Source organism: Curtobacterium flaccumfaciens pv. betae, from assembly GCF_026241855.1.
In the GTDB taxonomy this organism is placed as follows: domain Bacteria; phylum Actinomycetota; class Actinomycetes; order Actinomycetales; family Microbacteriaceae; genus Curtobacterium; species Curtobacterium flaccumfaciens.
Window position 1 is genome coordinate 927,990 of the sequence record NZ_JAPJDC010000001.1, and the last position, 11,802, is coordinate 939,791.

The 11,802-nt window shown below is 71.3% G+C and carries 8 protein-coding genes and 1 tRNA gene; 6 read left to right on the forward strand and 3 right to left on the reverse strand.

Annotation, left to right across the window (positions count from 1 at the left end):
* Positions 1 to 9 precede the first annotated feature (9 nt).
* Complete coding sequence (gene nudC / locus ORG17_RS04420) at positions 10 to 945, forward strand: NAD(+) diphosphatase (RefSeq protein WP_071246528.1); 936 nt, start codon at positions 10 to 12, stop codon at positions 943 to 945.
* Positions 942 to 2,708: an ATP-dependent helicase gene (locus tag ORG17_RS04425; RefSeq protein ID WP_181440123.1), complete on the forward strand. Its 1,767-nt coding sequence runs from the start codon at positions 942 to 944 to the stop codon at positions 2,706 to 2,708. Before nudC ends, ORG17_RS04425 begins: the two co-directional genes overlap by 4 nt.
* Here the strand turns inward: ORG17_RS04425 and ORG17_RS04430 are convergent.
* Both ORG17_RS04430 and ORG17_RS04435 read right to left on the reverse strand, forming a co-directional pair.
* Positions 2,599 to 3,456 carry a TOMM precursor leader peptide-binding protein gene (locus ORG17_RS04430; protein WP_214527124.1) on the reverse strand — a complete coding sequence of 286 codons (858 nt, stop codon included), beginning with the start codon at positions 3,454 to 3,456 and terminating at the stop codon, positions 2,599 to 2,601. The genes ORG17_RS04425 and ORG17_RS04430 overlap by 110 nt on opposite strands.
* A 60-nt stretch (positions 3,457 to 3,516) precedes the next feature.
* A complete protein-coding gene (locus ORG17_RS04435; protein ID WP_071246537.1) occupies positions 3,517 to 4,935 on the reverse strand; it encodes a zinc-dependent metalloprotease in 1,419 nt (472 codons plus the stop codon).
* A gap of 152 nt (positions 4,936 to 5,087) precedes the next feature.
* Between ORG17_RS04435 and ORG17_RS04440 the strand changes: the two genes are divergently transcribed.
* The 4 genes from ORG17_RS04440 to ORG17_RS04455 all read left to right on the forward strand — a co-directional run bounded on the left by ORG17_RS04440 (position 5,088) and on the right by ORG17_RS04455 (position 10,496).
* A complete protein-coding gene (locus ORG17_RS04440; RefSeq protein ID WP_111057011.1) occupies positions 5,088 to 6,197 on the forward strand; it encodes a YlbL family protein in 1,110 nt (369 codons plus the stop codon).
* 165 nt (positions 6,198 to 6,362) lie between these two features.
* Positions 6,363 to 9,341, forward strand: a complete 2,979-nt coding sequence (locus ORG17_RS04445; RefSeq protein WP_214527127.1) for a UPF0182 family membrane protein — start codon at positions 6,363 to 6,365, stop codon at positions 9,339 to 9,341.
* A 63-nt stretch (positions 9,342 to 9,404) separates the two neighbouring features.
* Positions 9,405 to 9,481: transfer RNA gene (locus ORG17_RS04450), tRNA-Met, on the forward strand.
* 175 nt (positions 9,482 to 9,656) lie between these two features.
* Positions 9,657 to 10,496: a carbon-nitrogen hydrolase family protein gene (locus ORG17_RS04455; protein WP_176708340.1), complete on the forward strand. Its 840-nt coding sequence runs from the start codon at positions 9,657 to 9,659 to the stop codon at positions 10,494 to 10,496.
* 32 nt (positions 10,497 to 10,528) lie between these two features.
* Here ORG17_RS04455 and ORG17_RS04460 read toward each other — a convergent pair whose 3' ends face one another.
* Positions 10,529 to 11,737: an aminotransferase class I/II-fold pyridoxal phosphate-dependent enzyme gene (locus ORG17_RS04460; RefSeq protein ID WP_214527129.1), complete on the reverse strand. Its 1,209-nt coding sequence runs from the start codon at positions 11,735 to 11,737 to the stop codon at positions 10,529 to 10,531.
* Positions 11,738 to 11,802 lie beyond the last annotated feature (65 nt).

An 11,802-nucleotide genomic window follows, 5' to 3' on the forward strand; every position in this document is an offset into this window, starting at 1 on the left:
TCTCCCGCCGTGACCGTCGAGTTCGCCGCCCGGCTCCCGCTCTCCCGCAACGAACTCGACCGCGACGCCGAGTTCCGCACGACCGACGACGTCGAGCGTGTCCTGCGCGAGGACGAGCACACCCGGTACCTACCGGTGCGTGGTGCTGAGATGCTCCGGAACGCCGACGGCACCCTGCGCTTCGTGGCCGCGTCGGAGATCCCGGTCGACACCGTGACCCTGTACCTGGGCCGTGCGGTGTCGGACGCAGCCGACGCCCCGGCGGGTACCCGCTTCGTCGCCGCCCTGATCGACAGCGCGACGGCCACCGCCATCGAACCCGACGACGCCGCCTGGCAGAGCCTCCGGATGTTCGGCACCGAGCTCTCGCCCCGCGACCAGGGCCTGGCGGTCGAAGCCGTGGCGATGGCCAACTGGCACGCCGTGCACGGCTTCTCGCCGCGCACCGGGTCACCCACGGCCGTCGTGAGCGGCGGATGGGTCCGCCGCGACCCCGAGGGGCACGACCTCTTCCCGCGCACGGACGCGGCGATCATCGTCGGGGTCGTCGACGCCGACGACCGGATCCTGCTCGGTTCCAACGCCGCGTGGGACGCCGACCGGTACTCGCTGCTGGCCGGGTTCGTCGAGCCGGGGGAGTCGCTCGAGGACGCCGTCCGCCGCGAGGTCTGGGAGGAGTCCGGCGTCCGCGTCGAGGAGCCCGAGTACCTCGGCTCGCAGCCGTGGCCGTTCCCCGCGTCGCTGATGGTGGGCTTCCGTGCCCGTGCAGCCGGCGGTGACCCGACGACCGCACGCCCCGACGGCGTGGAGATCCTGGACGTCCGGTGGTTCTCGCGCGACGAGATCCGCGAGCGCGCCGGCGACACCCTGCTGCTGCCGGGACGCACCTCGATCGCCCGCGCCATCATCGAGGAGTGGTACGGCGGGCCGCTGGACCTGCCGTGAGCGTCACCGGTCCGCGCGGCGCAACGGGCGCAGGGGCAGTCGAGCCCCGGCCGCCGTCGCCCGACGAACTGCTCGCCGCGCTCGACGCCGAGCAGCGGACGGTCGCCCGCACCCTGCTCGGTCCCGTCGCGGTGCTGGCCGGTGCCGGGACGGGCAAGACCCGGGCGATCACGCACCGGATTGCCTACGGGGTCGCCACCGGGACCTACGCCCCGAACCACGTCCTCGCGCTGACCTTCACGACCCGTGCCGCCGGCGAACTGCGGTCGCGCCTGCGGGCCCTCGGGGCCGGGACGGTCCAGGCGCGCACCTTCCACGCCGCCGCGATGGCGCAGCTCAGCTACTTCTGGCCGGACACCGTCGGCGGGCACGCCCCCAAGATCGTCGAGTCCAAGGGTCGGATGATCGCCCACGCCGCGGACACCGTCGGCATGCACGTCGACACCCCGGTGCTCCGCGACCTGGCCGCCGAGGTCGAGTGGCGCAAGGTGCAGATGCTCTCGCTCGACGAGTACGAGGCCGCCGCCGCGGACCGGGTGATGCCGCGGGACACCACACCGCGCCGGGTCATCGACCTGATGAAGGCGTACGAGCGGCTGAAGGACGACCGGCGGCAGCTCGACTTCGAGGACGTCCTGCTGGCGACCCTCGGCATGGTCGAGTCCGAGCCCCGCGTGGCGTCGTACGTGCGGCAGCAGTACCGGTTCTTCGTGGTCGACGAGTACCAGGACGTCTCGCCGGTGCAGCACGACCTGCTGCGGGCCTGGCTGGGCGGGCGTGACGACCTGTGCGTCGTCGGCGACGCAAGTCAGACCATCTACTCGTTCGCCGGAGCCTCGAGCGACTACCTGCTCGGGTTCGGGTCGGAGTTCCCCCGCGGGTCGGTCCTGCGCCTCGAGCGGAACTACCGCTCCACCCGCGAGGTCGTGTCCGCGGCCAACACGCTGATGCGCGGCCAGCCCGGGGCACTCGACCTGGTGGCCCAGAGCCAGGAACCGGGCCCGGAACCGGTCGTGCTGGCCTGTGTCCACGACGGCGACGAGGCGCAGACCATCGCCCGCCGCATCGCCGAGCTCGTCGGGGCCGGAGCGTCCTACGGGGAATGCGCCGTGCTCTTCCGCGTCGGGGCGCAGTCCGCAGCGCTCGAGTCCGCGCTCGGCCGGAACGGCATCCCGTACCGCGTGCAGGGAGGCACCCGCTTCTTCAACCGCCCGGAGGTCAAGCTCGCTGTCCACCACATGCGCGGTGAGGCGATCCGGCAGACCGACGACGAGCTGACCCGACGGGTCCGGCTGGTGCTGCAGGTCAGCGGCTGGACGGAGACGCCGCCGGAGGGCACCGGTGCAGTGCGCGAGCAGTGGGAAGCGCTGCAGGCGATCATGGGCCTGGCCGAGGACGCCCCTGCCGGCACGACGATGCAGCAGTTCACCCAGGACCTGGTGGACCGGGCGGCGACGCACCACGAGCCCGAGGTCGACGCCGTCACGCTCGCGACGCTGCACTCGTCGAAGGGTCTGGAGTGGCCGCACGTGGTCATCGCCGGCGCCGCCGAGGGTCTCCTGCCGATCTCGCACGCGTCGACCGACACCGAGGTGGACGAGGAGCGACGCCTGTTCTACGTCGGGCTGACCCGAGCCCGCCGATCCGTCACGATCACGTGGTCGCAACAGGGCTCCACGCGTGGGGGAGCCCGGGCTCCGAGTCGGTTCCTGGCAGCGCTCGGCACGCGCACCGCGGATGGGGTCGGACCGGCGAACGGCTGACCGTCAGGTCGTCGCGCTCGAAGACGAGCTGGTCGGGCTCGGCTCGTTGCGTCCGGAGCGGGAGCCGTTCCAGCAGCATCCGTGTCGTGGCGGCGGCCACCGCCGCTGCCCGCCACGGTGAGAGCGGTGCCGGGTGCCGGCCCCACACCTGGGCGGCGATGGCCGGCCAGGCCGGGTCGTCGTCGACGCGCGCGTACTCAGCGCACTGGAGGCACGGCCCGGCTCCCGGCACGACGAACGGACCGAGACGGATGCGTCCGTCCCCGACGACGACCGCCAGGTGCGGCACACCCCGGCGGGTCCACGCGGCGCGGAGCGCCGGGTCGACGACGTGGTCGGCCACCACCACGGCGAGGCGTGGTTCGGGCTCGGGCAGCACGATCGGCCCCCCGGCGGGCGCGGCGGTGCGGCTGACCGTCACGCCCTCGCCGGACAGGAACGTCGCCACGGTGTCGGCGAGGAGACCGGCGCCGTGCACCTCGATGCGTTCGATCGGCTCGGGCAGGACCTCGACCACCGCGGGCGACGCGGCACCGAGCACCCCGGCAGCACGTTCCGGGGAGCACCCCGACGCGGCCGCGAGGCCGGACAGCACGTCGTGCCCGGTCTCTCGTCGGAGGCCGTTGAGGAACCGTTCTTCCCCCGCGGTGGGCACCGCGACGACCGCGCGCGGGGGATCGACCCCGAGCTGGACCGTGGCGGGGTCACGCCAGACGAACTCGAGCGTCGGATCGATGCGGATGCCCATGACCCCACGGTGCCGGAGTGCGCGGCACGCGTGGGGTCACAAGAGGGATCTGTGGAGAACTCAGCGGGGCTGGTCGCCCGTGTCGTTCCCGGGCTCGTCGCCCGCTCCACCCTCGGGGTCGTCGGCCACGCGGCCGGACTCGTCCTCGTGCGGGCGCGCGCCGGTCGAGTCGTTCAGCAGGTCCTCGAGGGCCTTGTCGAACGCGTCGTCCTCGTCGGTCTGGGACGGGTTCCGCAGCCGTGCGACGAGGGCGTCGGGTGCGTCGACGTCGTCCGAGGTCGGCACGAGGTCGAAGTGCGACCAGAGGGCGTCGCGCTGCTCGGCACCGAGCTCGTCGGTCACCCGCTGCCACATCGCCGCGGCCTCACGCAGACGGCGCGGCCGCAGCTCGAGGCCGACGAGTGTGGCGAACGCCGACTCGGCGGGGCCACCCGCGGCACGGCGACGGCGCACCATCTCGGCGATCGCCCCGGCCTTGGGGAGACGGACGGTGGCAGCAGCGGTGACCGTGTCCACCCAGCCCTCGACCAGCGCGAGCATCGTCTCGAGCCGGGCGAGGGCGGCGTCCTGCTCGGCGGTGCGCGGCGGGATGAGGGCACCCGACGCGAGTGCGTCGCGCAGCTGCTCCTGGTTGGTCGGGTCGATGTCGGCCGCGAGTTCCTCGACGCGGTCGAAGGGGATGTGGATGCCCCGTGCGTAGTCCGTGATCGACGAGATGATGTGCAGCCGGAGCCACCGTGCCGACCGGAAGAGCCGGGCGTGCGCGAGTTCGCGGACCGCGAGGTAGATGCGGACCTCGTCCTCGGAGACGTCGAGGCCCTCGGCGAACTCGGCGACGTTCTGGGGCAGGAGCGCTGCGACCTGCTCGTCGAGGAGCGGCACGCCGACGTCGCCGCCGGACACGACCTCCTTCGAGAGCTGCCCGACGACCTGACCGAGCTGGATCGCGAACAACGCCCCGCCGATGCCGCGCATCGCCTTCGAGACGTCACCGAGCATCGCCTTGAGCTGCTCGGGAGCACGCTGGTCGATCGCCTCGGTCAGGGCATCGGCGATGCTGAAGGCCACGGGCTCGGCGATCTGCGTCCACACCGGGACGGTCGCCTTGGCCCACTGTTCACGCGTGTAGAGACTCGGGGTCGCGGTCAGTTCGGCGACCGTCGTGACCTCGTCGAGCCACAGCGCGGCGACCTGGAACGCCTGGTCGGCCGCCTGCGAGGTGGCCGGGTCGACGGGGTGGCCGCCGTCCCGAGCGATCGCGGTGGCGCGTTCGGCGGTGGCGGAGAAATCGATGCCGTCTCCGCCGGACTGGGCGGCGCGCTGGAGCTGGCTCATCAGGTTCGCCACGGAGGCCGGGTCGTTCGGCAGACCGGCGGCACCGGCGAGCTGCGACGGGTCGATCTGCCCCTCGCCCGAGAGCAGCTTGCGCAGCATCTCCTGGAAGTCGTCGTCCGGCCCCGGCTGTGGTTCATCAGGCATGCCGACTACGCTAATCGCTGCTCACGGGGCCGCACCTGGGATGCCCCCGTGGGAACGCCCGAAGCGCTGCGCCCAGGGCGAACAGCCCCGTCGCGAGACGTGGGCGACCACCCTGCCGCCAGGCGCGGGTGCCCACCTCGGAAGGACCCCGCGTGACCCTCTTCGCCCCCGCGCCCCGTCGTCGCTCGCGTGCCCGGACCGTCGGGTGGGCGTTCCTGATCGGCGCGGTCGTCCTGGGCCTGTTGGCGAGCCTGCTGCCCAGCCCGTACCTCATCGAGGTCCCCGGGCCGGTCTACAACACCATCGGCACGCAGAAGCAGGGGACGGGCAAGGACGCGAAGGACGTCAAGCTCATCCAGGTGTCCGGCCACGAGACGTACCCGACGGCCGGTGCCCTCGACATGCTCACCGTCGGGATCCAGGGCGACGCCACGAACCGCCCGTCCTGGACCAGCGTCATCCGCGCGATCTTCACCAGATCACAGGCGGTCATCCCGGTCGAGGCGATCTACCCGAGCGGCACCACGACCGAGCAGGTGAACGAGCGGGACTCCGCCGACATGCAGGCATCGCAGCAGTCGGCCGTCGCCGCCGCGCTCATCCAACAGGGGAACGACCTGCCGACGGAACTCGAGGTCAGCGCCGTGCAGGAGGGCTCGGCGGCCGACGGCGCGATCGAGAAGGGCGACGTCATCACGGCGTTCGACGGCAGGTCGCTCACGACCAACGCCGACGCCTCGAGCCTCCGCGAGCTCGTTGCGAAGCACGGCACCTCGCGCCCCGCGACCGTCACCGTCGAACGGGACGGCGCGACCGAGGACGTCAGGGTGACGCCGCGCAGCGAGCAGGGCACGGCGCTGCTCGGGGTCGGTGTCACCGAGCGCTACGAGTTCCCCTTCAAGGTGTCGATCCGGCTGCAGGACGTCGGCGGTCCGTCCGCCGGCATGATGTTCGCGCTCGGGATCATCGACGAGATCACGCCGGGCAAGCTCAACGGCGGCAAGCACGTCGCGGGCACCGGCACGATCACGGCAGACGGCGAGGTCGGGCCCATCGGTGGGATCCGCCAGAAGCTCTACGGGGCGGCGGACGCGGGTGCCACGGTGTTCCTCGCCCCCGCGGACAACTGCGACGAGGTCGTCGGGCACGTGCCGGACGGACTCGACGTCTACAGCGTCTCCACGCTCGACCAGGCCGTCACCGACCTGCAGACGATCGCCGACGGCGGGAGCACCGCGAAGCTCGCCCGCTGCGGTTCCTGACCCGGTCCTGAGTCCCCGTACAGGTTCACGTCCGGTCGGGTCCCATAGGATCAGTGTCACTGACGGCCCGCCGCGAGCCGGGCCCGCCGGTCCGACACGTCTGGAGCACATCAAGTGACGACAACCTCGTCCACCTCGGGGCGGCGTTCGCCGCGGGTCCCCATCGTGGTCACGATCATCGTGCTGGCCGCACTGGTGATCGCCTTCTTCATCTTCGCCAGCCTGTACACCGACTACGCGTGGTTCGCGCAGCTCGGGTTCCAGCAGGTCCTCACGACCCGGTGGATCGCCGGGACGCTGATGTTCCTGGCGGGCTTCCTCGGCATGGCGGTCCCGGTCTTCGTGAGCATCGCGCTCGCGTTCCGGTTCCGGCCCGTCTACGCGAAGCTCAACTCGCAGCTCGACCGCTACCAGCAGGTCATCGAGCCCCTGCGGCGCGCCGTGATGATCGGCATCCCCGTGGTCCTCGGCATCTTCGCCGGGCTCTCGACGGCGGGGCGCTGGAGCATGGTCCTCGAGTACTTCAACCGCACGCCGTTCGGCAAGACCGACCCGCAGTTCGGACTGGACATCGGGTTCTACGTGTTCGAGCTGCCGTTCTGGCGCTCGATCGTGGCCTACTCGTCGGCCGTCGTCCTCATCGCCGGTCTCGCCGCACTCGCGGCGAGCTACCTCTACGGCGCGCTCCGCTTCGGTGGTCGTGAGGTCCGGATCTCCCGCGCCGCGCGCATCCAGCTCGCGGTCACGGCGGCGCTCTACATCGCGCTGCAGGCCGTCAGCCTCTGGCTCGACCAGTACGCGGCCCTGACGAAGTCAAACTCGCTCATCACCGGTGCCCAGTACACCGACGTCAACGCGGTGATCCCGGGCCGCGAGATCATGGCCGGCATCGCGGCGATCGTCGCGTTGCTCTTCATCGTCACGGCGGTCATCGGCCGCTGGCGCATCTCGATCGTCGGGACAGGACTGCTGCTCGTCGCCGCGATCGTCGTCGGGGGCATCTACCCGTGGGTCGTCCAGCGTCTGCAGGTGAAGCCCTCGGAGCGCACGTTCGAGTCCGCCTACATCGAGCGGAACATCAAGGCCACGCGTGACGCCTACGGTGTCGCCGGCGTCGAAGAGCAGAACTACGACGCCACGACCGAGACGAGCTCGGGTGCGCTCGCGAAGGACGCGCAGACCACGGCCAACATCCGTCTCATCGACCCGAAGATCGTCTCCGACACGTTCAGCCAGCTGCAGCAGTACCGGCAGTACTACCAGTTCCCGAAGGAGCTGGACGTCGACCGCTACGACGTCAAGGGCGAGACCGAGGACACCGTGATCGCGGTCCGCGACATCGACCTCGCCGGGCTCAGCTCGGCCGCGAACACGCAGTACAACCGGGCGTTCGTCTACACACACGGCTACGGCGTCACCGCGGCCTACGGCAACCAGCGCGCGAGCGACGGCAAGCCGGTGTTCCTCGAGTCCGGGATCCCGTCGAACGGTGCCCTGGGTGACTTCCAGCAGCGCGTGTACTTCGGTGAGACCTCGCCGCCCTACTCGATCGTGGGTGCCCCGAAGGGCACGAAGGACGTCGAGCTCGACTACCCGTCCGGCTCCGACGACGACAACGGTGGCAACGCGACCACCACGTACGCCGGCGACGGCGGTCCGAGCCTCGGCAACTTCTTCAACCGGCTCGTCTACGCCGCGAAGTTCCAGTCGGAGCAGATCCTGCTCTCGAACGCGGTGAACAAGGACTCGCAGATCCTCTACGACCGCGACCCGATCACCCGCGTGCAGAAGGCCGCGCCGTACCTGACCGTCGACAGCGACGCGTACCCGGCGATCGTCGACCACCGCATCCAGTGGGTGGTGGACGGCTACACCACGAGCGACGCGTACCCGTACTCGCAGAGCCAGAGCCTGTCGGACAGCATCGCCGGCGCCGAGTCCTCGACGTACCGCACCGACCAGGTGAACTACATCCGGAACTCGGTGAAGGCCACGGTCGACGCGTACACGGGCAAGGTGACGCTGTACACGTGGGACACGAAGGACCCGGTCCTCAAGACGTGGCAGAAGATCTTCCCGACGTCGATGAAGCCGGTGTCGAGCATGAGCGCGGAACTCCTCGACCACGTGCGGTACCCGACGGACCTGTTCAAGGTGCAGCGCTCGATCCTCGGCACCTACCACGTGACCAACGCCAACTCGTTCTACTCGGGTGACGACGCGTGGAACACCCCGCAGGAACCGACGAGCACGGCGACGTCGGACAGTGACGCCGACACCGCGGCGACGTCGACGAACGCGCTCGGCGCGCAGACGACGACGACGGCCAACAGGGCGAACCTGCAGGACCCGTACTACCTGACGATGAAGGTGCCGGGTCAGGGGACCGCGTACTCGCTGTACACGACCTACATCCCGCAGCAGTCGGCCGGGGCGAACAACCGCAACGTGCTGACCGGCTACCTGGCGGTGAACTCCGACGCGGGTGGTGCCGGCAAGGGCGAGAAGGCGTCGGGCTACGGCAAACTCACGCTGTTGACGATGCCGAAGACCGACAACATCCCGGGCCCCGGACAGGTGCAGAGCCTCTTCAACGGTGACTCGACCGTGTCGCAGGAGCTCAACATCCTGAAGCGCGGCAACTCGACCGTGAAGCAGGGCAACCTGCTCACGCTCCCGGTCGGCGGCGGGTTCCTCTACGTGCAGCCCGTCTACGTCCAGTCGACCTCGAGTGGTTCGTACCCGCTGCTGCAGAAGGTCCTCGTGGCCTTCGGCGACAAGATCGCGTTCGAGGACACGCTCGACGAGGCCCTGAACTCGCTGTTCGGCGGGGACTCCGGTGCGGCGGCTGGCGACTCCGGCGCGAGCGGCGGCGACAGCGGCAGCGACAGCGGTTCCGGTTCCGACAGCGGGTCTGGCTCGGACACGGGTTCCGGCTCCGACACGGGCTCCAGCTCGACCGGCTCGACGGGTTCCGGCTCGGCCGACAACGACGCCCTGCAGAAGGCCCTGGCCGACGCCAAGGCAGCCCTGCAGGACCGCCAGGAGGCCTACGCCGACAACGACCTGGTCGCTGCGGCGGAAGCCGACCAGCGCCTCCAGGACGCGATCGAGGCCGCCACGGCAGCCGAGAACGGCAGCTGACACACCGTGGCGGGGCACTCGATTTGTGTCCCGCCACGGCCCCGTGTAGGCTTCTAAACGTGCCGCGGGGTGGAGCAGTTCGGTAGCTCGCTGGGCTCATAACCCAGAGGTCGTAGGTTCAAATCCTGCCCCCGCAACCAAGCGTCACATGAAGGCCCCGGTCCAACAGGACCGGGGCTTTCTTCGTGTCCCCGAACGCCGCCCCGAACGCAGTCCGGCCCGCAGGACGACCGCCCGCAGTCCCGCCCGCAGGACGACCGCCCGCAGTCCCGCCCGCAGGACGACCGAACGCAGGCCCCCGGGTACGCTCACCGCATGGCCACCCTCACGATCGCGGCGGCGCAGTTCGCCCCCGTGGACGACCCCGTCGCCAACCTCGACACCGTGCGCACCGCCGCCGTCGACGCGGCCGCCCGGGGTGCGGACCTCCTCGTCACGCCGGAGTACACCTCGTACTTCACCGCCGACATCGACGATCGGTTCGTCGCCGCGGCGCAGCCCCTGGACGGTCCGTTCGTCTCGGGCCTCCGCGACGTCGCTCGCGAGACCGGCATCGCCCTGGTCGTCGGGGTCGCCGAGTCAGCGGACACGCCGGAGCGCTTCCGGAACACCCTGGTTGCGGTGCTCCCGTCGGGCGACGTGGCCACGACGTACCGGAAGGTCCACCTCTACGACGCCTTCGGCTCGCGGGAGTCGGACCGAATCGAGTCCGGCGACCCGGAGCAGCTGCCGGTCTTCGAGCTCGGCGGAGTCCGCGTCGGGCTCGAGACCTGCTACGACCTGCGCTTCCCCGAGGTCACCCGGCGCCTCGCCGCTCCCGAGACCGGCGCGGCCGACGTCGTCGTCCTCCCGGCGGAGTGGGTGCGCGGGCCCGGCAAGGAGCACCACTGGCGCACGCTCCTCACGGCCCGCGCGATCGAGAACACCGTCTGGGTCGTCGGGGTCGGCCAGACGCCGCCCATCGGGATCGGTGGCTCGGTCGTCCTCGACCCGTCCGGCGTCGCCGTGGCCTCGGCGGGTGCCTCGCCGGGCACGCTCACCGCCACGATCGACACCACCGTCACGGACGCCGTCCGTCGGGTGAACCCGTCGTTGTCGCTGCGGCGGTACGACGTCGCACTGCGCACCCCGCCTGGAGGCCCGGGGCAGCGCTGACGCGTCCGTCGCGTCCCCGACGCGGTCGCGGCTCAGGCGCGGGGGCGCGTTCCGAGGGTCGCCAGGCGTGCGGCGGCGTCCTCCAGGACGCTCCGGCGCTTGCAGAAGGCGAAGCGCACCAGGGACCGGTAGCCGGCGACACGGTCCGGGCGGACGAACGCCGACACCGGGACCCCGGCGACCCCGGCCAGAGCCGGCAGTTCGAGGCAGAACGCGCGGGCGTCGTCGTACCCGAGCGGCGCGGCGTCGGCGAGCACGAAGTAGCCGCCGTCGGGGCGCATCACGTCGAAGCCCGCAGCCGTCAGTCCGTTCGCGAGCAGTTCGTGCTTCGCGCGCAGGTCGGCGGCGATGCCGGTGAACACCGCGTCGGGCAGGCGGAGTCCCACGGCGACGGCCGGTTGGAAGGGTGCGCCGTTCACGAACGTCAGGTACTGCTTGACCGTCGTGATCGCGTCGACGAGCGCCGGGGGAGCGGTGAGCCAGCCGACCTTCCACCCGGTGGTGTTGAAGGTCTTGCCGGCGCTCGACACCGACACCGTCCGTTCCGCGGCACCCGGCAGGGTCGCGATGGGCGTGTGCGGGACGTCGAAGGTCAGGTGCTCGTAGACCTCGTCCGTGATGATCACCGCATCGCGCTCGGTGGCCAGGTCGACGATCGTCTGCAGCACGTCGGTGGGCAGGACCCGGCCCGTCGGGTTGTGCGGGGTGTTCACGAGCACGGCGCGGGTGCGGTCGGTGAAGGCCGCACGCAGCGTGCGCTCGTCCGGCAGGAAGTCGGGTGCGGTGAGCGGGACCGTGACGTGCACCCCGCCGGCCAGCCGGATGAGCGCCCCGTAGGCGTCGTAGAACGGCTCGAAGGTGATCACCTCGTCGCCGGGTTCGACCAGCGCGAGGATCGTCGCGGCCAGCCCCTCGGTGGCACCGGCGGTGACGAGGACCTCGCGGTCGGGGTCGACGTCGAGTCCGTACCACCGCTCCTGGTGCTCGGCGATCGCCGCCCGCAGGTCGGGGGTGCCCCGGCCCGGCGGGTACTGGTTCGCGCCGTCGCGGATCGCCTGCACCGCGGCCTCGAGCACCTCGGCCGGCCCGTCCTCGTCGGGGAACCCCTGCCCCAGGTTGACCGCGCCGGTGCTGGCGGCGAGGGCGCTCATCTCGGCGAACACCGTCGGTGCGGGGACTCCGTCCGGTCCGAGCAGCATCGCTCCGTCGGCGGCTCGCAGCCACGGTCCTGCCTGGCGCATGTGGTTCCCTCCCGTGCGGGCGACGACGTGTCGCGCTGAACGGACCCCAACCTAGCTGTCCGTCC

Bases quoted from the DNA above. Each gene is read 5' to 3' on its own strand.
- ORG17_RS04430 (WP_214527124.1), bottom strand. From the start codon at position 3,456: ATGGGCATCCGCATCGATCCGACGCTCGAGTTCGTCTGGCGTGACCCC.
- ORG17_RS04435 (WP_071246537.1), bottom strand. From the start codon at position 4,935: ATGCCTGATGAACCACAGCCGGGGCCGGACGACGACTTCCAGGAGATG.
- ORG17_RS04455 (WP_176708340.1), top strand. From the start codon at position 9,657: ATGGCCACCCTCACGATCGCGGCGGCGCAGTTCGCCCCCGTGGACGAC.
- ORG17_RS04460 (WP_214527129.1), bottom strand. From the start codon at position 11,737: ATGCGCCAGGCAGGACCGTGGCTGCGAGCCGCCGACGGAGCGATGCTG.